The organism is Symbiopectobacterium sp. (assembly GCF_047692315.1).
Taxonomy (GTDB): Bacteria; Pseudomonadota; Gammaproteobacteria; order Enterobacterales; family Enterobacteriaceae; genus Symbiopectobacterium.
Window position 1 is genome coordinate 70781 of the sequence record NZ_JBLLJS010000023.1, and the last position, 20350, is coordinate 91130.

At 48.9% G+C, this 20350-nt stretch carries 20 protein-coding genes and 6 pseudogenes; 16 read left to right on the forward strand and 10 right to left on the reverse strand.

Features of this window, described 5'->3' with window-relative positions:
* Nucleotides 1-94: 94 nt before the first annotated feature.
* From ACMZI0_RS12625 to ACMZI0_RS12645, 5 genes and pseudogenes are all read right to left on the reverse strand, one after another.
* Nucleotides 95-1093: pseudogene (locus ACMZI0_RS12625) on the reverse strand (LacI family DNA-binding transcriptional regulator).
* 161 nt (nucleotides 1094-1254) lie between these two features.
* Nucleotides 1255-1395 carry a hypothetical protein gene (locus ACMZI0_RS12630; RefSeq protein ID WP_415673202.1) on the reverse strand — a complete coding sequence of 47 codons (141 nt, stop codon included), beginning with the start codon at nucleotides 1393-1395 and terminating at the stop codon, nucleotides 1255-1257.
* A gap of 22 nt (nucleotides 1396-1417) precedes the next feature.
* A complete protein-coding gene (locus tag ACMZI0_RS12635) occupies nucleotides 1418-1753 on the reverse strand; it encodes a hypothetical protein (RefSeq protein ID WP_415673203.1) in 336 nt (111 codons plus the stop codon).
* 8 nt (nucleotides 1754-1761) lie between these two features.
* Nucleotides 1762-2148, reverse strand: coding sequence for a LysR family transcriptional regulator (locus ACMZI0_RS12640; RefSeq protein WP_415673204.1), 387 nt, complete (start codon nucleotides 2146-2148; stop codon nucleotides 1762-1764).
* Between the two features lie 163 nt (nucleotides 2149-2311).
* Nucleotides 2312-3520, reverse strand: a complete 1209-nt coding sequence (locus ACMZI0_RS12645) for a LysR substrate-binding domain-containing protein (RefSeq protein WP_415673205.1) — start codon at nucleotides 3518-3520, stop codon at nucleotides 2312-2314.
* A 370-nt stretch (nucleotides 3521-3890) separates the two neighbouring features.
* On the opposite strand from ACMZI0_RS12645, the gene ACMZI0_RS12650 reads away from it, so the two are divergent.
* The 8 genes and pseudogenes from ACMZI0_RS12650 (at nucleotide 3891) to ACMZI0_RS12685 (ending at nucleotide 9136) form a co-directional block, all read left to right on the forward strand.
* Nucleotides 3891-4430 carry a fimbrial protein gene (locus ACMZI0_RS12650; protein ID WP_415673206.1) on the forward strand — a complete coding sequence of 180 codons (540 nt, stop codon included), beginning with the start codon at nucleotides 3891-3893 and terminating at the stop codon, nucleotides 4428-4430.
* 52 nt (nucleotides 4431-4482) lie between these two features.
* Complete coding sequence (locus ACMZI0_RS12655; protein ID WP_415673207.1) at nucleotides 4483-5181, forward strand: molecular chaperone; 699 nt, start codon at nucleotides 4483-4485, stop codon at nucleotides 5179-5181.
* 58 nt (nucleotides 5182-5239) lie between these two features.
* Entirely contained in the window at nucleotides 5240-5398 is a 159-nt protein-coding gene (locus tag ACMZI0_RS12660; protein ID WP_415673208.1) for a hypothetical protein, read from the forward strand.
* Between the two features lie 10 nt (nucleotides 5399-5408).
* Nucleotides 5409-5888, forward strand: a complete 480-nt coding sequence (locus ACMZI0_RS12665) for a FimD/PapC N-terminal domain-containing protein (protein ID WP_415673435.1) — start codon at nucleotides 5409-5411, stop codon at nucleotides 5886-5888.
* Nucleotides 5786-7547, forward strand: a pseudogene (locus ACMZI0_RS12670) (fimbria/pilus outer membrane usher protein). Before ACMZI0_RS12665 ends, ACMZI0_RS12670 begins: the two are co-directional and overlap by 103 nt.
* Nucleotides 7544-7936, forward strand: coding sequence for a FimD/PapC C-terminal domain-containing protein (locus ACMZI0_RS12675; RefSeq protein WP_415673209.1), 393 nt, complete (start codon nucleotides 7544-7546; stop codon nucleotides 7934-7936). The pseudogene ACMZI0_RS12670 and the gene ACMZI0_RS12675 overlap by 4 nt, the downstream one beginning before the upstream one ends.
* 56 nt (nucleotides 7937-7992) lie before the next feature.
* On the forward strand, nucleotides 7993-8679 hold the full coding sequence (locus ACMZI0_RS12680) for a hypothetical protein (protein ID WP_415673210.1): 687 nt from the start codon (nucleotides 7993-7995) through the stop codon (nucleotides 8677-8679).
* A 118-nt stretch (nucleotides 8680-8797) separates the two neighbouring features.
* Entirely contained in the window at nucleotides 8798-9136 is a 339-nt protein-coding gene (locus tag ACMZI0_RS12685) for a fimbrial protein (RefSeq protein WP_415673211.1), read from the forward strand.
* 107 nt (nucleotides 9137-9243) lie between these two features.
* Here the strand turns inward: ACMZI0_RS12685 and ACMZI0_RS12690 are convergent.
* From ACMZI0_RS12690 to ACMZI0_RS12700, 3 genes and pseudogenes are all read right to left on the reverse strand, one after another.
* Nucleotides 9244-9996 (reverse strand): annotated as a pseudogene (locus tag ACMZI0_RS12690) (DNA/RNA non-specific endonuclease).
* 350 nt (nucleotides 9997-10346) lie between these two features.
* Entirely contained in the window at nucleotides 10347-10514 is a 168-nt protein-coding gene (locus ACMZI0_RS12695; protein ID WP_415673212.1) for a hypothetical protein, read from the reverse strand.
* A 186-nt stretch (nucleotides 10515-10700) separates the two neighbouring features.
* Nucleotides 10701-11255 (reverse strand): flavodoxin family protein, encoded by a 555-nt coding sequence (locus tag ACMZI0_RS12700; RefSeq protein ID WP_415673213.1) that lies wholly within the window; start codon nucleotides 11253-11255, stop codon nucleotides 10701-10703.
* A 155-nt stretch (nucleotides 11256-11410) separates the two neighbouring features.
* Between ACMZI0_RS12700 and ACMZI0_RS12705 the strand changes: the two genes are divergently transcribed.
* A complete protein-coding gene (locus ACMZI0_RS12705) occupies nucleotides 11411-11815 on the forward strand; it encodes a winged helix-turn-helix transcriptional regulator (protein ID WP_415673214.1) in 405 nt (134 codons plus the stop codon).
* A gap of 23 nt (nucleotides 11816-11838) precedes the next feature.
* A complete protein-coding gene (gene dsrB, locus ACMZI0_RS12710) occupies nucleotides 11839-12087 on the forward strand; it encodes a protein DsrB (RefSeq protein WP_415673215.1) in 249 nt (82 codons plus the stop codon).
* Here the strand turns inward: dsrB and ACMZI0_RS12715 are convergent.
* Nucleotides 12084-13161: pseudogene (locus ACMZI0_RS12715) on the reverse strand (methyl-accepting chemotaxis protein); the annotation flags it as partial. The gene dsrB and the pseudogene ACMZI0_RS12715 overlap by 4 nt on opposite strands.
* Nucleotides 13162-13167: 6 nt before the next feature.
* Between ACMZI0_RS12715 and ACMZI0_RS12720 the strand changes: the two are divergent.
* Nucleotides 13168-13347, forward strand: a pseudogene (locus ACMZI0_RS12720) (EamA/RhaT family transporter); the annotation flags it as partial.
* 38 nt (nucleotides 13348-13385) lie between these two features.
* On the opposite strand, the pseudogene ACMZI0_RS12725 reads toward ACMZI0_RS12720, so the two are convergent.
* Nucleotides 13386-14522: pseudogene (locus ACMZI0_RS12725) on the reverse strand (iron-containing alcohol dehydrogenase).
* A 649-nt stretch (nucleotides 14523-15171) separates the two neighbouring features.
* Between ACMZI0_RS12725 and flhD the strand changes: the two are divergent.
* The 5 genes from flhD (at nucleotide 15172) to cheA (ending at nucleotide 20317) form a co-directional block, all read left to right on the forward strand.
* Nucleotides 15172-15522: a flagellar transcriptional regulator FlhD gene (flhD, locus tag ACMZI0_RS12730; RefSeq protein ID WP_264627492.1), complete on the forward strand. Its 351-nt coding sequence runs from the start codon at nucleotides 15172-15174 to the stop codon at nucleotides 15520-15522.
* A 2-nt stretch (nucleotides 15523-15524) separates the two neighbouring features.
* Complete coding sequence (gene flhC / locus ACMZI0_RS12735; protein WP_415673216.1) at nucleotides 15525-16103, forward strand: flagellar transcriptional regulator FlhC; 579 nt, start codon at nucleotides 15525-15527, stop codon at nucleotides 16101-16103.
* A gap of 131 nt (nucleotides 16104-16234) precedes the next feature.
* The gene (gene motA, locus ACMZI0_RS12740) at nucleotides 16235-17119 is read left to right on the forward strand and encodes a flagellar motor stator protein MotA (protein WP_415673217.1); all 885 of its coding nucleotides are present in this window, start codon (nucleotides 16235-16237) and stop codon (nucleotides 17117-17119) included.
* Nucleotides 17119-18273: a flagellar motor protein MotB gene (gene motB, locus ACMZI0_RS12745; protein ID WP_415673218.1), complete on the forward strand. Its 1155-nt coding sequence runs from the start codon at nucleotides 17119-17121 to the stop codon at nucleotides 18271-18273. The genes motA and motB overlap by 1 nt, the downstream gene beginning before the upstream one ends.
* Before the next feature lie 16 nt (nucleotides 18274-18289).
* On the forward strand, nucleotides 18290-20317 hold the full coding sequence (gene cheA, locus ACMZI0_RS12750; protein WP_415673219.1) for a chemotaxis protein CheA: 2028 nt from the start codon (nucleotides 18290-18292) through the stop codon (nucleotides 20315-20317).
* Nucleotides 20318-20350: the final 33 nt, after the last annotated feature.

Below are 20350 nucleotides of genomic sequence, written 5' to 3' on the forward strand. Positions count from 1 at the left end.
GATCCTTGGCAACTGTGTGTAACCGGTTTCATTGACTGAATTGTTGCGAAGTCACTCGCGCTTTTTGGTCTTGAATTGGACGAATAGGGAAGAATTAAAGAAACTTTACTGATGCACGTGGGATAAGCTCAGCGGAATAGCAGTTATTTTGCGGTGGCCCGACTATCCCTGCGTTGAGTTGTAACGCTAACGTCGCGGCATGGCGCGCCATTTTCTCAATGGGATTATGCATGGTCGTCAACGCAGGATGCAGATATTTGGCCCAGGCAATGTCATCAAAACCGACCATGGAGATGTCGTCTGGACTCTTAATCTGTCTGTGGTGGAAAGTGCGCATGATGCCAGCAGCCATTACATCATTGAATGTTACCAGAGCCGTGAAGGTGAGCCCTGCGTGCAATAGTTTTTCTGCGGCCTGCTCGCCCCCTTGTTCATTAAAGGGAACGTTGATGATCCACTCATCTGCAACCGGGAGCCCGGCATTAGCCATGGCTTTGCGGTAACCTTTCTACGCGATGTTTTCTCTCGTCGATAGGAATATCTGCTGCGATACAGGCTATTTTGCGATGACTGTGTTGAATAAGCTGATTGGTCGCAGCTTCAGCGGCACTGGTATTATCCAACCACACGCAGCGATTGGCGATGACCGGTAAATAGCGGTTTATCACCACCAATGCTGGGGTATGGGCTGCGTAGCGTAATATATCGTCTTCGTTCATGCGGGGGAGGTGGGCGACAATGGCTTCGCCCCCCTGATTGATGAGTAATTCCAGACCTTCTTTTTCCAACTCAGTGCGATGTCCACCGCTGCAAACTACCAACTGTACTCTGGCTTTGCGCGTGGTATCTTCAATTCCCCGAGCCATACGCGAGAAGAACGGATCGTCCAGATTGCCAGTAAGCAGCCCGAGCATCTTACCGCTTCTTTTCGTCATAGCGAGTGCAGCAACATTGCGATGATAGTTGAACTCACGCATCGCCATCTCAACCCGTTCGCGGGTAACAGGTTTAACATAAACGGTATTGTTATCACCCTGCATACTGTCGCCGCAGAAACGCCCGCATAGCGAGCCACATCCTTCATTGTAGCCATGACAACTCCCTGTCATTGATTCGAGAGGTTCTTTGTTATCATAGTTAATTGCGTGATCCCAAGATCATACTCTATGATTTTTCATCTCTTATTGAGTTTTTGTTATTATTTACCCAGCAAGGCTCTTGATGCTTTAGGAGAAAATAGGGGCAGCGGCGCGCCTATACCGCGTTGGTAAGAAATGCTGTGCAGGCCGCGTTGATTTCGTCCATCAACTGTTTGGCCAAGGGTGTCAGCCCCAACTGCTGTTTGTAGATCAACGTATACTCGGCATCAGGCAGCTTTTCTTTGACATCAACCATCGATACGATATCTTTGATGTGATCAACGCTGAGAATCGATGTGATCAACGCTGAGAATCGCCTTGGGACCAATAAACAGATAATCCTCATTTGTCACCAGCTGTTCGCCAATCGTCATTGAATCGCCATAAATGATGCTGCAGTTATCCTGCTTGCCATTGGGAAAATACCATTTGCACCCTTGCAATTGGCTGAGTGTGGTGCTGTTGGCTAACGGATGTCCATGCCGTGCCATAATGCAAAACTCTGTCTTGATAGAATTCTCGATAAAAAACTCGTTCATGGATATTTCCGGTGAAGCAATGCCGAGATAGAAGTCTATTCTCCCTAAGCGTAACGACGTGATAAGTTCAGACAATTGCCCTTCTATATGGTAATCGTGGCTGTCGGATGTTCTTTTTGAAATTTGTTGATCAAGGCCGGCATGATGCTGAAGGCTGGCAAATGTGAACAATCAAACACAACGGAGCCTTGTGACATTTGGCTCGCCTGGTGTAGTTCATCAACGGCCCTTTCCAGATCGTTAAGCAGCATATCTACTCTGGGTTCAAAAATATGTCCCATCTTGGTTAATACCATTCCTTGAGGCCCTCTGGCTAGCAAGGTGACACCCAATATTCTTTCCAACTCCTGAATACTGCGCGTCATGGCCGGTTGAGTTTGAAACAGCGCTTGTGATGCGGTTCTGATACTCCCATAGCGAATGATTGCCTGAAAATTCCTTAGTTGATTAATTTTGGGAAGCTCTTTCATGGGTCACCATCAGCATTATTGGAAGCGTCTTTTTTAAGGTAGAAGGATTTTGATTGTTGGCAACAACCCATTGAAAAAACGGTTTTATTCACCGTCGTAGGCACAAGACACATCATTAAATATTAAATACCACAGACAATTGGCGTCACTGTTTTGTCGCCATCTATCCTCCTTCTTTGACGAGCGGTGAATGGGATTCGGATTCACTTTGCCAGGGATAGTTATTACATTCCCAACGCAGTTTATCGATCATCCTTCTGGCAACCTGTGTCAACGGTGAATGCTGGGAATAAATAAAACTGAAGTGGGCATCAGGTAACGGTTCTTTAATTGGTACCATACAAAACAGTCTGCCGAGATAAGGCACCTGCATGACCTCTTTGGCGGCTACAGTCAGGAAATCTGCATGTAATACCATTTGTTGTGCCATGATGGCCGCATCACCCCTAACTATCATATTTGCGGGTTGCTGGCCCGAGGGAAACAGCCACTTGTCCAGTTGGTTATAGTAGCCAATCTTTGCTGTCGGTAAATACCACTTGGCCCCATTGAGCTGGCTTAATGATGTGCACTGTGCAAGAGGATGTCTGCGGCGTGCAAGTATGCAAAAAGGAGCAGTAAAAAAAGGTTCTTTAATAAATTCGCTGGAGAGTGCGCTCTCGGGGGATGTCTCACCAATAATAAAATCTAATTTTCCCATCCGAAGTGCGGGTAACAGCGCGGAGAGATGCCCTTCCGTAAGATTGACATTGACGTGTGGAAAGCGTGTCTGAAAACGTTGTATTGCAGAGGGTAGCATGGTCAAAAAGGGCAGAGATGAACTTCCCATTTCAATAGTACCCCAGGATAACGTATTGAATTTTCTGACTTCACTTACGGCACGTTCCAGTTCTTTCAGAATTAACTGTGCTCGAGGTTCAAAAAGCTTCCCAGCTTCGGTTAACGCCACACCGCGTGGACTACGAATCAATAGTGGGGTTCCTAGCATTTTCTCTAGCTCATTCATCGACTGGGTAAGGGCTGGCTGAGTTTGATACAACGCCTTGGCTGCTGCTCGAAAGCTGCTATGCTCCAATATTGTTTGGAATATTTTTAACTGATTCGGTTTGGGAAAATGTCTCATAAATATAATTTTACTTTCGCTATCCTTGATTTTCGGTGCCATACATCTCGCAATCGATAAAATAAGCAGTCCGCGTTTAGTTAAAAAATTTTCGTTATATCGAATTAATAAATTTTCCTTATTGAATGGAAAACAGCGCACATGGCAGCGGCAAGAGCCGAGATAAAGGTATGCCACGGCAGAGTGTTTAATCCCAATGCGTATAAAATTGTAAGGGAGATAAAGTTGAAAATAAAAATTTACAACCATAAAGGTGTGCGTAAAAAAACGATGAATGTTAGTTTTTTCTTCAGGGAACGATAAAGGCGCATTATAAAATTATACCTGGCGATTGTGAATAAAGTATTTTTTATCACTGATAAAAATTACTTTCTTTACCGAATTATCTGACGGGCTTTATAGTGCACTCCGCTAGTCAATGTTGGTGTGGTTTTTTTGGCTGTTTTATTTCTCTGGACGTCTATTGAAAACTCCCCCAGGTGACTAAATAAACGTTTTTCCTTTTTATGGAAGACGCCTACTCCTTTCAATAAAGATGTTTAAATAATAACCATGTAAATATCAAGGTAATCCTTAAGTATCAAAAATTACGAGTTATAACCAGGTAAGGTATATGTAAATGAAAAAAATCGTTTTCTCTTCAGTTGCCGTCGCAATGATGTCTGTTGGCCTGGCACACGCTGCTTCAACCGGCACGATCACTTTTAATGGACAATTGAATTCTAATACCTGTGATATTGTGGTTGATGGTCAGGCAGCAGATGCAACAGTTGTGCTGCCCACTATTGGAACGAACCAGTTGTCTACCACAGGCCAAACTGCGGGTGATACCGGCTTTACCATGGCATTGAACAACTGTGCTGGCACATTGCAAACCGTATCCGCATTTTTCGAAGCAGGGGCTACCGTAGATTCTGTGACGGGACGTTTGAATAACATCGGGACTGCGACCAATGTCAGCCTGCAATTACTTGATGGCTCCAGTCCGTCTCGTGCAGTGATTGAAGCCGGTAATCAGAGTCAGGTTAACGGTAACGCCTATGTAAACATTTCAGCGGGCAGTGCCAACCTGCCTTACATCGTGCGCTACTTTGCGGAAGGTGCGACTACTGCGGGTACGGTTGTCAGCAACGTTGTCTATTCTATTCAGTATCAGTAATGGTCTGCGGGAGGGGGAAATTCCCTCCCAGTTTGCCGGTCAGGAGTATCGTATGAAATTGCTTTCTTTCAATCTGCGGCGGATTTGCCTGCTTGCCGTTGCCCTGTTTAGCGCGACAGGACAGGCTAGTGTTGTCATTAGCGGTACTCGGGTGATATATCCCGCTGATGCCAACGAAGTGAGCGTGAAAATTAATAATGGTGGTCCGTCTCCCGTTTTGCTGCAAAGCTGGATCGATAACGGCGATGTCAACGCTAAGCCATCCGCAATTAAAGTGCCGTTTGTATTGACACCGCCAATGAACTGCGTCGAACCGGGCAAGGGGCAAACGTTGCGCATCAGCTATACCGGTGATGCACTGCCACCAGACAGAGAATCCGTATTTTGGCTCAACGTATTGGAAGTGCCTGCAAAATCTCAGGCAAAAAGTGAAGAGAACCGTTTGCAGATGGCTTTTCGCTCACGAATTAAACTGTTTTATCGCCCGGTCGGTCTTGAAGGCAATGCCAATGAAGCGGCAAAAGCCGTCACCTGGAATGCCCAGGGGAATCGCATTCAGGCAACCAATCCGACACCGTATTATGTCTCTTTGGTAAATATAGCGGTAAATGGTAAAAAACTTGATTATGCAATGATCCCGCCACGCAGCTCCATGGCATTGGAGTTATCGGCTAATGTAGGGAATAAAATTAGCGGCAGTTTTGTTAATGATTATGGCGCAGTGCATGCATTTGAATCTGTCGCGAAATAGTTATTTCCGCGTAATACATCTATTTAATTTATACCAATCATCATTCAGGAAAAGGGTGTTGACAGGACTTATTATGTCAAAGTATTTACAATCAGAACCCCAAAATAAGCTATCTTTATTAAGCATTGCTATTTTGTCAGCGCTATTCATGGGCGATGTTAATGCTGACATGACACCTGGTACACCTCAGGAAATTGTAAAAAAACCTGGAATTTGATGCTTCTTTCCTGAATGTTGATCATGGGGCTCAGGTCGATCTCAGCCGCTTTGCCGATGGCGCGACTGTTCTGCCGGGAATATATAAAACGGCGGTCTATATTAATGAGCAATTGGTCAGCAATGTGGATATTGAGTTCACAACGCGTGCAGATAAAACAGTCTACCCCTGTCTCCCAATAGACCTGATTAAAGATATTGCGTTTAATTATGATAAATTGCCATCGGATTTTTGGGGTTCAAAAAATGCGAGCGGACAATGTGTCGATTTACAGCAAAAACTCCCTGACGCTCAGGTGAATTACGACAGTAACGAACAAAGATTGGATATCGCGATCCCCCAGATTTACATGCAGAACACAGCACGTGGTTCGGTAAGCCCGGAACTGTGGGACGATGGTATTTCTGCGTTACTCTACTGGGTTATAACGTCAATGGCTACACCAGTGAATCTCATGGTGAGACGTTTAATTCGCTGTTTGCCGGGCTGAACGCCGGGCTAAACGTTGGACCTTGGTATCTACGCCATAACGGCTCTTATACCCATATGGATAACGGGCCCAGTAAGTACAGCAGTATCAACACCTATCTTCAGCGTGATATTCCGACGTTGAAAGCGCGGATGCTTGTAGGACAATCAAATACGGTTGGGCAGCTATTCGATACGCTTCCTTTTACTGGCGCGCAGTTGATGACTGATGAGCGGATGTTGCCTGAATCCCTGCGCGGCTATGCGCCTGAGATCCGCGGTATCGCGCGAACCAATGCGCGAGTAACGGTGCGGCAGGGGGGCAGATTTTGTACGAAACCACGGTCAGCCCCGGGGAGTTCCTGATCAACGATCTTTATCCTACCGGTTACGGTGGCGATCTGAATGTCACGGTGCGTGAGTCTGATGGTACCGAGCAAACGTTCAGTGTGCCCTATGCGTCGGTGGTGCAGTTGTTGCGTCTAGGTTCATCACGCTATGCGATCACGGGTGGAGAAGTGCGTAACGATAGTCTGCGCGATAAGCCATCACTCTATCAGGCGACATATCAACGCGGCTTAACCAACGCTATCACCGGTTATGGCGGTGTACAGGACAATGAGCATTACTCTGCGTTGCAGGTGGGGGCGGCGGTAGGCACGCCGTCGGGGCGCTGGCATTTGATGCCACCCAGGCGCGCACGCAACTGGATAGTCACGCTAATACGGAAAGCCGTTATCAAGCGGGGAATACCTTTAATGGGCAAAGCTATCGCGTAAGCTACAGTAAACTTATCAGTGAAACCAACAGCGACCTGTCGCTGGCGGCGTATCGGTTTTCGACTGATGGTTACATGGATTTTATGACGGCAATGCGCACACGCAACTCTCTGGCTGAGGGATATTCACCGCAAGCGATTTCAAGGGCGAAGAATCGCGTCACGGTCACTGCTGGACAGGGCCTGCCAGAGAATTGGGGGCAACTGTATCTCAGCGGATCATTGCAGAATTACTGGAATAAAGCGGGCAGCGAAAAGCAGTACCAGATGGGCTATAACAACCGTTATAAAAATCTCTCTTACGGCTTTAGCGTTAATCGCAGCTTCTCCAGTCTGGGTGCTGCGCAGACTAACTATCTGTTGAGTTTCAGCATGCCACTGGGCTGAAACGATACTTCCCATACGCCCTATCTACGTATGGACCTGTCTCACGACAGCAGCGGTCGTTATGGTCAGCAGGCAAGTGTGTCTGGCTCTGTGGGGGCAGACAACCCACTTAGCTATGCGGTGACGGCGATGCATGCCAATCAGAATGTGGGGTCCAGTGGTTCTGTGAGTGGTAGCTACCGTAACTCGGCGACAGCGTTGAGTGGGGCTTACAGCACAGGTAAGGGATATCACAGTGCTTCTGCCGGGATGAACGGCACGGTTATCGGGCATGCTGGCGGTGTGACCTTCACGCCGTACTCCTCGGATACCTTTACGTTGGTGGAGGCCAAAGGAGCAGAAGGTGCTAGCGTGTCATCTTACCCGGGGGTGAGTATTGATTCACGCGGCTATGCAGTGGTGCCGTATTTGAACCCGTACCAGATGAACGAGATCAACATTGATCCTAAAGGCGCGTCAGCGAATCTGATCCTAAAGGCGCGTCAGCGAATCTGGAACTGGATAATACCAGCATGAAAGTGGCCCCGCATTCCGGTGCAGTGGTGAAGGTGAAATACAACGCCAAGAGCGGTACACCGATTCTGGTGAATGCGACCTATCGGGGAGAACCCGTGCCTTTTGGTGCAGATATCTTTGACAGCCAAGGCAACAGCGTTGGTGCAGTCGGGCAGGGTGGTCAACTGTATGCGCGTGTTTCACAAGATAAAGGACAGTTGCGTGTGAAATGGGGAGAAGACCCGGATATGTCGTGTACGGTCGGCTACTTGCTGGTGCCAATGGCGAAAGGGAATGAACAGCGCCAGATTCAGCAATTCAATTCTGAGTGCAAACCTGCGGTGGCTTCTGCGCCGGCAGAAGCCAGATTGGCTAAAAGCAGCACATTCACGAGCGCCCACAACACGTAATGGCGGTTACATACAGCCTGTCCTTTTTGGCCAATGCCGGAAGGTGGAGAAATAGTATGAAGTATTCGAACAACCCTTTTTTTACGCTGCTCGGCACGATGCTGCTAGCCATGGTCAGTAGCCACAGTTGGGCTGCAATATCCTGTAGCTATCAGGCAGGTTTCAGCTCGTCCCCGCTTAGCGTGCCGTTAAGTCCGCCGATCATATCGGCCGGTGCGGATATACCGATAGGCACCATTATTTATCAGGGGCGTTGGATGAATGCACCCGTTGTGGGGATTGAGTGCCAATCACCTAGCGGCGGGTTTCCCTTCAACTGGGCGGTCGGCATCGAGCAAGCGCCACTGCCGCTGAGTGGATTGAATACCGGCCCGTTTGCCGGAGCAGTATATCAAACCAATATTCCGGGGATTGGGGTAGCGATATCACGTCATAGCGAAAGCGCTGCTGCAACGCTTGGCGTGTTTGGCTATCGTAATGAAGACATTAAACCACATGGTGGTGTGACGCTGGGAGCCGCTACACGTTATATCTCGCTGATTAAAATCGGTCCGCTGACGCCAGGGAGCTATGCTATCTCGGCATCCAGTTTCCCTACGGCAAGTGATAACATGGTGAACTCTCGTTCTGGGGAGCCAAGGGTTACCTCTTCAATTAAATCGCATCACGTTTACCGGAAATCTCACGGTAACAGCGCAAACCGGCACCACACCGGACGTCAATGTGGCGATGGGTGCGTATGATATACGAGAACATTTCAGGGGGTCCAATTCAACTACGCCGTGGATTGATGCCTCTATCTCTCTGCAAAATTGCCCAATGTTTCATGGGTTTTATAATCAAACGAATACTACGACACTGATGGATTTCAATATCGGGAATGCAACAGCGACGTCATCAATCAATAACAGCATTGGGGTGCGATTGACGCCAACAACGGCAGTTAAAGATGCTGCCAACGGGATCATGGCCATTGACTCTTCGGTGCCCGGTGCGGCTTCGGGGATCCAGATCGGTTGGGGGTTGAATAGCCAAACACCTACACCGTTTAATTTCTCGGCAGAGCAAGCCATGACGTTGCCGAAAGATGGCAGCCCCACGATCCGAGTTCCGCTATCAGCACGCTATATCCAAACTGGCACCGCTGCGACTGCGGGTAAAGCCGATGGCAAAGTTGTGTTTACCATTAACTATTACTAGCCGCTGTTCATTGGATGCATACCCATCAGGAATGCATCCATGTAAACGCCAGTCTGGCTATCGTAGCCATTGTAAAATAAAGGGCGTTGCAGTACGCAATGCATTGGTTATAAACATCCCATTGCTTTCGCTAACTTCCCTTTGCGTGATTTGAGTTTAGCGGCCACATCTTTAGGCAAATAGGGCCAGATATTCAAATGTGGTTTGGTTTTGGCTTCTATCTCATTAATAGTGACCTGATAGTTACAGATATTGGCTGCTCGTGGCGTATTCTGATCCATAATAAACGAGGCAAATTCTCCTGTTTCCGGGCTGTTGCCGGTGAAGATAACCTTCCAGTAACCGCTTGGTATCTCGACGTCAGGGGCTGCCGGTAGCGTTGCTATCTTGCGCGTAAATAAGGGGCCAGTAACCACGTAAATGGGGGATGAATCTGAGCGGTTTGCCAGCAAGCGCTCTTGCAACTCTAAACGGGCCCCACGGGCCTTGGTTTAGCGCTGACATCTGTGGTGTGATATTCGACAAATAATTCAGAGATTGCCAATCGGAAGAGCCTGCCAGCCCTGCGAGCGGCGCCTGATGTCCGCGATCGATGGACAACGCAGTATTCGCGCCAGTGTAAGCCGCTGGTGAGAGGGTATCCGATTCTGGTAGAACCGGGTCGCGCCTCCAGTTTCTGGTTCCGCCACTGGCAATACTGTCGTGTGTGACTTTATAGGCTACCCAATTGGCAAATCGGGTATTGCGATTATTATTCAATGTGTACGCTTCGCGTATCACTGTTTGATGACTCCCCCCCCCCCCGTAGGACATCCCACCCTACAATTATCAATTTCTGGCTCTTCTACCGATACGCTCATCGGCGAGAACGCGCTTGGCGTTACAGTGGCTTCAGGCTGTTTTGTTGTGGTACAGGCAGCAAGAAAAATGACTGGTAGCAGTCGAAAAATTTAACTTTCATGGCTTCGTCCTATCGCTGACAAAATCGGGATATAGGGATAAATGCGCCCCAATAGAAAACCGTCGCGCGAGGATAAAGTGACATGGATGTATTAAACGGCGGTTTAATATCCATCAGTGAAAAGAGAGTAAATTACGATATTGAGAGGTGTATTCCTTGTTGGAATAATTTTTGCTGCAACACCCTCATGCGTTGTTACCGGCGATGAAATTAGCGAGACAGTGGCATTATTCTTGCTTAGTCAGCGCATTAATCATTTGGCGGTATGCGGAATCCCTTCAACGAAATAACAAACATCCCGGCTTTTTTGCTGATCTTTGCGCCTTGTGCACACCATGCATCAGCAATTCTGAAAAAATCGTCGGTGGTCACGGAATAATCAAGAAGCACTTTGCTGGCGGTGCCGGATGACAGCAATTATTCCGCTTCTGAGGTGCTTTTTGCATGGATGGCTATCATTTTTTAATCTCCTGATGGCCGTTTCATCATTATGTGTATGAATGATGACACTATGATGACGAGGAGATGGACAATGCGTGTTAAATAAAAAAGCCAGCGAGTCGCTGGCTTGAAAACCTGTGGTAAAGCGGGGGGGGAGATAGTTTACCCGTGCAGGCGTGATGCAACGGCGGCAACGCGCGCGCCATATTGCTTTGCAGTTTCCAAATCACCGGAAGGAATATCATCTGCCGGGCCATCGGAAGGGGATTGCACCAGAAGACCCACGGAGCCCCCGAGGCTATTAACATCTTCGCGTGTAGCCGTTTTGGTGTTAGAGGGCAGTAAGCCCAGGCTTACCCACAGGCCACCATGTTGGGAAGCCAGGGTTTGCATCCAAATCAGGCTAACCTGCTTGTCACTATTGAGGCTGGCGCTGTTGGTAAAGCCGCCAAAAACCTTATCCTGCCAGGCTCGAGTGAACCAGGCTTTAGAAGAGGCATCCGCGAATTTTTTAAATTGCCACAGTACTGAGCCCATGTAGGTTGGCGCGCCCAAAATGATGGCATCCGCCGCGTTCAGCGTTTCCCATTCATCAGCCGTAATATCGCCATTTTCATCCACGGCGATACGCGTTGCATTAGCGCCTTGCGCAACATACTCTGCGACGCGCTGCGTGTGACCATATCCTGAGAAATAAACAACAACTGCCTTACTCATCTTCACTTATCTTTTCGTCAGCAATAACAGGGACGGATGCAATGGTTTTGTAAGAGATTGAAGAAACCATCAGTTTTCAATGGAAAGATAGTATATATGGTATACTACGTTGACAAGAAGGCACCTGAACGATACCAGGTTACCTGGAGGATACTATGCAAACGAGCCAGACGCAGGACGACATTGCATCTGGCTACAGCGTTTATTCATCGCACTGCCCGGCGCGACAGTTTTTGGAGCGTCTGGCGGACAAGTGGACCATACTGATTATCGGCCGCTTAAAGTTAGGTGAGACGCGTTTTAATCAATTACGACGGGATATCGAAGGCATCACCCAGAAAGTGCTGTCGCAAACGTTGAAAAAACTGGAGCGCAATGGATTGGTTGTCTGTCGTGTGTTTGCCACGGTTCCCGTTACCGTAGAGTATTCTCTGACGCCAGTCGGACTGACGTTGGTGGAAACTTTCGAAAGTTTGGCGCACTGGGCAGAGTCTAATATTGAATCGGTGCGTTTGGCACAGGAACAGTATGACCGTTTACACGGTGTGACGAGCAGCTAAAGACGACGTTGAGGGCATACGCCGTGAAAGTGAATGATATTGTTACTGTGAAAACCGATGGCGCTGAGAGAAGGGAAGGTACGGTGCTCGCGGTGGAGCCGTTTCTGGAAGGGACGATGTATCTCGTTGCGTTGTCGGATTATCCTGCGGGAATCTGGTTTTTTAATGAAGAGGAAAACCCGGAAGGGATATTTGTCGAGCTGAAACAGGAAGGCCGGCACTCAAGTAACGCAGGTCTGACGGGCGGACCTACGAGGTTGCTCAGCGATTAGAATGTTTCCCAATGCTCGTTACTGTTGGTGGCTTTCTTGTTACCCAATGGCAGTGCCGCCGGGGTGTTCTTGGCTGACGCCAATGCGTAAGAAGCAGGTGCTGCGGTGGCCCGCTGTTCGATCAGTTTGAACACGGCCACAGCCCGTGTCAGAAGTGCCGCTTGCTCTTCCAGTGAAGCCGCAGCGGCAGACGCTTCTTGTACCAGCGCGGCGTTTTGCTGCGTGACGCTGTCCATCTCGGCAATGGCTTGCCCCACCTGACCAATACCGCGGCTTTGTTCATCGGAGGCGGAAGCGATCTCTCCCATGATGTCGGTCACATTGGTGACGGCATCGACAATCTCTTTCATGATTTGCCCGGCTTGATCGACGAGCGTCGAACCGCTACTGACCAGCGATACCGATTCAGAGATTAATGTTTCAATCTCTTTTGCCGCCTGTGCGCTGCGCCAAACTGCGAACTTCGCTCGCCACTACGGCGAAACCACGGCCTTGCTCACCGGCACGTGCTGCTTCGACTGCTGCGTTCAACGCCAGAATGTTGGTCTGGAAAGCAATACTGTTAATCACGTTAGTGATTTCAGAAATCTTGCGCGAACTGCCGGAAATGCTATCCATCGTTTCGATAACATTAGAAACGATATTGCCACCTTGCTTCGCTTTATTGGAGGCATTTGCAGCCAGCTGGCTGGCATGGTGCGCGTTTTCTGAGTTCTGCTTAACGGTCGTCGTCAATTGCTCCATACTGGCGGCCGTTTGTTCTAACGCAGCGGCTTGCTGTTCGGTACGCGATGAGAGATCGGTGTTGCCAGAAGAAGTTTCGGTTGAGCCCTGATAGATGGAATCGACACTTTCACGCACGGTAGCGACGGTATTAACCAACGATGCTTGCATCTGCTGCACATTGTTACCTAACGTGCCAATCTCATTTGAGCCATAGCTAACAGCGTGTTGCGTGAGATCGCCCTGGGCAATACGCTGAATGCGCGCGACCAGCGCGTTCAGGGGCTTGATGAGTGCACCGCGTAGGAACGTGAAGGTCAGTAAGGAGAGCAGCATGGCAATCGCGAAGCTGGCCAGCTGCTGAAATATAACAAAGTAGGTACTGTTGCCCCCTTTAATTTCTTGATCCCGATTGCGGGAGCAGTGCTCTCCGCACTGTTTCTTGATGAGAGCATCCTCGAGTGGCGCTATGCAGCGGCGCTGGTGATGGTGTGCCTGGGGATCGGATTGGTTAATCGGGTTCCCCAGACAAAATAAGCGGATATCCCCTCGTGTAACCACTGAGGGGGCAGTATTTAATAGCTAAGTGTTAGAATTTCTCTTGCCATTGCTTCATCAATATCCTGTCTTTCACCTTGCGGTAAAAGATTAAACGCTTTCAGATTTTGGATTATCGCCTCTACCGCATCGAGTGTTAGTCCATAATCGCGCATGCGTGTCTTGATGCCAATTTGTTCAAAGAAATCAATCGTTTTTGTAATCGCCTGGGAAATGCGGGTCTCATCATCACCTTCGGTTATTTGCCAAATACGCGTGGCATATTGCAAAAGCTTTTCATGCTTATTATTCCGCTGTACATATAATAAAGAAGGAAGTAACACGGCGAGCGTTTGCGCATGGTCCAAACCGTAAAGTGAGGTTAACTGATGGCCGATACGGTGCGTCGCCCAATCTTGTGGTACGCCTGCGCCAATAAGGCCGTTTAGCGCCAGTGTGGCGCTCCAGGTAATGGTGGCACGCACATCGTAATTATCCGGTTGCGTAAGCGCCTTGGGACCCTCTTCCAACAGGGTAAGCAGTAACCCTTCAGTTTGCCATAGACAGGGAAAGTGAGATATTGCTCGATAACATGAACAAAAGCATCCACCACGCCGTTGGCGACCTGCCGAACTGGCAGGGTATAAGATTTCTCAGGATCGAGAACGGCAAATTGAGGAAACAACAGCGGATGGTTAAAACCGACTTTGGCGCCTGGCGCGATATGGGATACCACTGATGTGGCATTCATCTCCGATCCTGTGGCCGGCAACGTCATGACGCAGCCCATCGGTAGCGCTTGTTTCAAGGGCGTTTTGTTAACCCAGTGATCCCACACATCTTCATGGTAATAAGCAGCAGCAATAAACTTGGTGCCATCAACCACTGAACCGCCACCGACGGCCAGCAGATAATCGACATTCTTCTCTTTTGCCAACTGCGTGGCCTTCATCAAGGTTTCATAGTGTGGATTGGCTTCAATACCGCCAAACTCCACGTATTCGCGCTGGCCAAGTGCTTGTCTTACTTACTGCCAGCGTGCCGAATTTTTCCGCACTTTGCCCGCCGTAGGTTATCAACACGCGTGCGTTGGCGGGGATATGTTGGCCAATTTCTGCAATTCTTCCCTGACCAAACACGATCCGTGTTGGGTTAAAATAACTAAAATTGTATATTTTATGGTCACCCCAGATTCAAAATAACAAAAAACGGCTTTGATACTACTTCAAAGTCAGGGAGAGTGACATTTGGTTGAGACATAACGGTTATCCTCTCCTACACTTATCGCAATAGCACATGGACGTTAAGTCCGTTGATGCATGGACGCGCTTGTTACATTTTTTTATATATCTATCATTAAGATAAAATCATTTCAAAAATGAATAATCGTGTTTGCTTCGGGGAAGCGAAACGTTTCTTTGGAAAAAATGGGCAATAAACGATCTGGTAAGAGTTCTTACCACATGACTTTTCGTGAGAATACCTTCCAATTATGTAATGTGTGTCACATAATTACTAAAATGATTCTCTGGTCGCGTTGTGTGTCTGAGGGATTAGGCGGTACAGTTGCGAAGATTTAGGAATAATCCTATGCTTCCTGATGTGGTCGTTTAGGTTGTCATACGGGGTTAAAGGATAAGCGGATTGGGCAGCAAAAGAAGTTGGCAGTAGCACGTGATTGTCATAATAAGAAAAGTAGAGTAGCAAAAGATAGTCTCTGGCACCGAATGCTTTCATGCCATCAATGGAGAGTGATTTTTTAACCGGGCGATAGCCTCTATCCCCCAACTTATGCTTTGAACATAGCCTGTCGAGATGAGAAATATGGGTACCTCTGAATTACTCAAGCACATTTATGACATAAATCTGTCTTATCTGTTACTGGCACAACGCTTAATCAATGACGAAAAAGCCTCTGCTATGTTCCGTTTAGGTATTGATGAAACAATGGCGGACACCTTGATGCAGCTCACACTGCCTCAGATGGTTAAACTGGCGGAAACTAATCAACTGATTTGTCATTTTCGTTTTGACGATCACAACACGATCAAGCTATTAACACAAGAATCCCGCGTGGATGATTTACAACAAATCCATACTGGAATTTTGCTGTCGAGTCACTTATTAAACCAGTTATCTTCGAAAGACGATAATTTGCCTAAGAAAAGGGCATAATAATGACGGAAAAGAGTATTGTTCAGGAAGCAAAAGACATCCAGCTAGCGATGGACTTGATCTCTCTGGGTGCTCGATTGCAGATGTTAGAAAGCGAAACACAATTAAGTCGTGGGCGTTTAATTAAACTTTATAAAGAGCTGAGGGGGAGCCCACCTCCAAAAGGAATGTTGCCATTTTCCACGGACTGGTTCATGACCTGGGAACAGAATATTCATTCTTCCATGTTCTATAATGCGTACGCCTTTTTGTTAAAGAACAGTCACTGCAACGGCGTTGAAGCCGTTATAAAAGCATACCGTCTTTATCTTGAACAGTGCGCGCCCAATAATGACTCTCCGTTACTTGCCTTGACGCGTGCCTGGACACTGGTACGTTTCGTGGATAGCGGTATGTTGCAGTTATCATCGTGCAATTGTTGTAATGGAATGTTTATTACCCATGCGCACCAGCCAAAAAACAGCTTTGTTTGCAGCTTGTGTCAGCCTCCCTCCAGAGCGGTAAAAAGACGTAAACTTTCACCGAATCTTGCCGATATACTACCGCAACTACTGGATGAACCGGTAAAGCATGCTGTCTGAGCCTGGTGGCGGTTGTGAGTCTGTCTCAGTCCGTGTTGTTTCGGGCTGAGTACATCCCTCCTCAAGTAATTCCTGCTCGACGCATGTTTTTTACCTCAACTTCCACCCGCGATTTGTTATAAGGAATTCTTGTGCTTGTTATATTGGGTTATCTCGTAATAGTGGGTTCGATACTGGGTGGTTACCTCATGGTTGGCGGAGTGCTGGGCGCGTTGTATCAGCCCTCGGAACTGCTGATTATCGGTGGTTCGGCTCTCGGCGCATTTATCGTCGGTAACAATGCCAAAGCCATCAAGGGTACGGTTCGCGCATTCCCACAACTGTTCAAGGGATCCAAATACAGTCGCGATCTCTATATGGATCTGATGGCGCTGCTGTTTCGTCTGATGGCGAAATCACGTCAGCAGGGGATGCTTTCTCTGGAAGGTGATATCGACAGTCCGTGTGAAAGCGAGATTTTCTCCAGCTATCCTCGCGTGATTGCAGACAGTCACATCATTGAATTCATTACGGACTACATGCGGCTGATGATCAGCGGCAACATGAATGCGTTCGAAATTGAAACTTTGATGGACGAAGAAATTGAAACGCTTGAGCACGAACTTGAAGTGCCGGCAATGAGTCTGAACCTGATGGGCGATGGCCTTCCGGCATTTGGTATTGTTGCAGCGGTAATGGGGGTGGTGCACTCACTGGCCTATGTGGATCGTCCCGCTGCGGAACTTGGGATGATGATCGCGCACGCCATGGTGGGGACATTCCTGGGTATCTTGCTGGCTTACGGCTTCGTTTCGCCATTGGCCTCGCTGCTGCGGCAAAAGAATGCGGAAAAGGTAAAAGTCCTGCAATGCATCAAGGTGACGCTGCTTTCTAGCCTGAACGGTTATGCGCCTCAGATTGCCGTCGAGTTTGGACGCAAAACGCTGTATTCCACAGTCCGTCCTACCTTCACTGAGATGGAAGAACATATTAGTCGTGTGAAAGCACCGGCTCAGCAGGCTTCGGAAAGTGACTAATGAAACATCAGCATCCGATAATACGCAAGAAACGGAAGTCTAGCCACGCGGCGCACCATGGCGGCTCGTGGAAAATAGCTTATGCTGACTTTATGACCGCCATGATGGCGTTGTTTTTGGTGATGTGGCTTATCGCCATCGCCAGCCCTTCGCAATTGACGCAGATTGCTGAATATTTTCGTACTCCGCTCAAAGTGGCGTTAACGTCTGGTTCCCGCGTCAGTGAAGACAGCAGCCCGATCCCTGGCGGAGGCAATGATTACACCCAGCAGGAAGGCGTGGTCAAGCGTGAACCCGAGATTCCTCCAGAAGCCAATCAGCGCGATCGGCTTGATGATATCCGTTTGAATAAACTGCGCGAACAGTTGGAACAGTTGATTGAGTCTGATCCGCGCCTCAGAGCATTACGGCCGCATTTGCTGATTGAAATGGTGGATGAGGGGTTGCGTATCCAGATTATCGATAGCCAAAACCGGCCTATGTTCAAAACTGGCAGTGCGCAGGTTGAACCCTATATGAGCCATATCCTGCGTGCGATAGCCCCTATTCTGAATGATATCCCTAACAAAATAAGCCTGTCAGGGCATACCGATGATGCGCAATACGCGCAAGGCCAGCGCGGTTACAGTAACTGGGAACTGTCTGCCGATCGTGCCAATGCGTATCGGCGCGAGTTGATTGCCGGCGGCCTCTCTGATGGCAAGGTTTTGCGCGTGGTGGGCATGGCCGATACCATGAGTTTAAAGCGGGCGGTTAACAAAAATGATGCCATCAACCGGCGCATCAGCCTGTTAGTGCTCAACCGTGATGCGCAACGTGCCATTGAGCAAGAGAACAGCGAAAGTCGCGCGATCGATATTGATAAAGCGGAAAGTTTGCAAAATTTGCCCGCTGAGAACGCTAAACCTGATGAGCCCGCTGCCGACAATAGCAATAACGGTGCAAACAATGTTCCAGTATTAGGGGGAGCCATGAACACGGAGTCAACTAACAGCGCGCCTCCCAATACCAGAAATAACAGCGGTGCGTCATCGCCGCAGACAGGGAATGGAGTACCTGCTTCAGGGCGCCAGCAACCGACCACCGCGTTGCCAGCCGCCCCGGACAGCCAGGCAACACCTTCATCAATAAGCCACGATTCGCAGCAGAGGTGATCACGTGAGCATGGACATGAGTGCTTTTTATCAAACTTTTTTTGATGAAGCAGATGAATTACTGGCGGATATGGAACAACATCTGTTGTTGTTAGATCCAGAAGCCCCTGATACCGGGCAAATGAATGCCATCTTCCGTGCCGCCCACTCGATTAAAGGCGGTGCAGGAACTTTCGGTTTTACCGTATTGCAGGAAACCACGCACTTGATGGAAAACCTGCTTGATGGTGCACGACGCGGAGAAATGCGTTTAAGTACCGATATCATCAACCTGTTTTTGGAAACAAAAGATATTATGCAGGATCAGTTGGACGCTTATAAAACCGCACAGGAACCCAATGCCGAGAGCTTTGAGTATATCTGTCAGGCACTGCGCCAACTGGCGCTAGATGCTAAAGGAGAAGGCAGCGCGCCTGCTGCTCCCGCTGCTGCTGAAAGTGCGCCCGTTGCTGCTGCATCAACGCCTGCTCAGGCTGGAAACGGCGAAATGCGTATTTCGCTCACGGGGCTCAAAGCGCAAGAAATTCCGCAAATGCTCGAAGAACTGGGCAATCTGGGGACGGTGAAAGATCCCCACCAGACCGATACCAGTCTGGATGTCACGCTGGTCACGTCAGAAAGTGAAGACGATATCAGCGCGGTGCTCTGCTTTGCGCTCGAACCTAAGCAGATTCATTTTGGTGCCTCGGCACCCGCGCCAACTGCCGTTCCTGCATCAGCACCAGAGCTGGCCGTGGTGCTGGCGGCGCCCCAGCCGGTTGTTGAAGCGAAGGTTGAAGCGCCTGTTACCCTGGCGGCTGCCAAGGCGCAACCGGCTCAACCTGCGCACGATGCCAACAAAAACCGTCCTAAAACGGGCGATACCAGTATTCGCGTAGCGGTAGAGAAAGTTGACCAATTGATTAACCTGGTTGGTGAACTGGTGATCACGCAATCCATGCTGGCACAGCGCTCCACAGCGCTCGACCCGGTGGTACACGCCGACCTGTTGAACAGTATGGGCCAGTTGGAGAGGAATGCGCGCGATTTGCAAGAATCGGTGATGTCCATTCGTATGATGCCGATGGAGTATGTGTTCAGCCGCTTCCCGCGTCTGGTGCGTGATTTGGCGGCCAAACTGGACAAACAGGTAGAGCTGACCCAGATCGGCAGCTCCACCGAGTTGGATAAGAGCCTGATTGAACGCATTATCGATCCTCTTACTCACCTGGTGCGTAATAGCCTCGATCACGGTATTGAATCCCCTGAGAAACGTGTTGCTGCGGGAAAATCGCCAGTGGGTAACCTGACGCTGTCTGCGGAACATCAGGGCGGAAATATCTGTATCGAAGTTATCGACGACGGTGCAGGTTTGAACCGCGAACGTATTCTGGCGAAAGCGCTGTCTCAAGGGTTGGCGGTGAATGACAACATGTCTGATGAAGACGTCGGCATGCTGATTTTTGCGCCGGGCTTCTCGACAGCCGAAAAAGTGACTGACGTTTCTGGACGCGGTGTTGGCATGGATGTAGTAAAACGTAACATCCAGGAGATGGGTGGGCACGTAGATATTCACTTCCAGGCAGGCAAGGGTACCACTATCCGTATTCTGCTCCCCCTCACGCTGGCCATACTCGATGGCATGTCCGTCAAGGTCAGTGACGAAGTCTTTATCCTGCCTTTGGGCGCGGTGATGGAGTCGTTACAACCTCGAGCTGAGGGTATTTATCCGCTGGCAGGTGGGGAGCGGGTGCTGCAAGTGCGTGGTGAATATTTGCCGCTGGTTGAGCTGTTCCACATTTTTGATGTTGAAGGCGCGAAGACAGACGCCACTCAGGGTATCGTCGTCATTCTTCAGAGCGTTGGTCGTCGTTATGCCTTGCTGGTTGATCAATTGATTGGTCAACATCAGGTCGTAGTGAAGAATCTGGAAAGCAACTATCGCAAAGTGCCGGGTGTTTCCGCCGCTACCATTTTAGGTGACGGTAGCGTGGCGTTGATTGTCGACGTTTCGGCGTTGCAGGCATTGAACCGTGAAAAGCGCGTTGTTGAGACCGCGGCGTAATAACACATAGAACGTGAATAATTAAGGTGAAAA

Bases quoted from the DNA above. Each gene is read 5' to 3' on its own strand.
- ACMZI0_RS12630 (WP_415673202.1), bottom strand. From the start codon at position 1,395: ATGGTTGATGTCAAAGAAAAGCTGCCTGATGCCGAGTATACGTTGATC.
- ACMZI0_RS12640 (WP_415673204.1), bottom strand. From the start codon at position 2,148: ATGAAAGAGCTTCCCAAAATTAATCAACTAAGGAATTTTCAGGCAATC.
- ACMZI0_RS12645 (WP_415673205.1), bottom strand. From the start codon at position 3,520: ATGGTTGTAAATTTTTATTTTCAACTTTATCTCCCTTACAATTTTATA.
- ACMZI0_RS12650 (WP_415673206.1), top strand. From the start codon at position 3,891: ATGAAAAAAATCGTTTTCTCTTCAGTTGCCGTCGCAATGATGTCTGTT.
- ACMZI0_RS12655 (WP_415673207.1), top strand. From the start codon at position 4,483: ATGAAATTGCTTTCTTTCAATCTGCGGCGGATTTGCCTGCTTGCCGTT.
- ACMZI0_RS12675 (WP_415673209.1), top strand. From the start codon at position 7,544: ATGAAAGTGGCCCCGCATTCCGGTGCAGTGGTGAAGGTGAAATACAAC.
- ACMZI0_RS12680 (WP_415673210.1), top strand. From the start codon at position 7,993: ATGAAGTATTCGAACAACCCTTTTTTTACGCTGCTCGGCACGATGCTG.
- ACMZI0_RS12685 (WP_415673211.1), top strand. From the start codon at position 8,798: ATGGATTTCAATATCGGGAATGCAACAGCGACGTCATCAATCAATAAC.
- ACMZI0_RS12700 (WP_415673213.1), bottom strand. From the start codon at position 11,255: ATGAGTAAGGCAGTTGTTGTTTATTTCTCAGGATATGGTCACACGCAG.
- ACMZI0_RS12705 (WP_415673214.1), top strand. From the start codon at position 11,411: ATGCAAACGAGCCAGACGCAGGACGACATTGCATCTGGCTACAGCGTT.
- flhD (WP_264627492.1), top strand. From the start codon at position 15,172: ATGGGTACCTCTGAATTACTCAAGCACATTTATGACATAAATCTGTCT.
- flhC (WP_415673216.1), top strand. From the start codon at position 15,525: ATGACGGAAAAGAGTATTGTTCAGGAAGCAAAAGACATCCAGCTAGCG.
- motB (WP_415673218.1), top strand. From the start codon at position 17,119: ATGAAACATCAGCATCCGATAATACGCAAGAAACGGAAGTCTAGCCAC.
- cheA (WP_415673219.1), top strand. From the start codon at position 18,290: ATGAGTGCTTTTTATCAAACTTTTTTTGATGAAGCAGATGAATTACTG.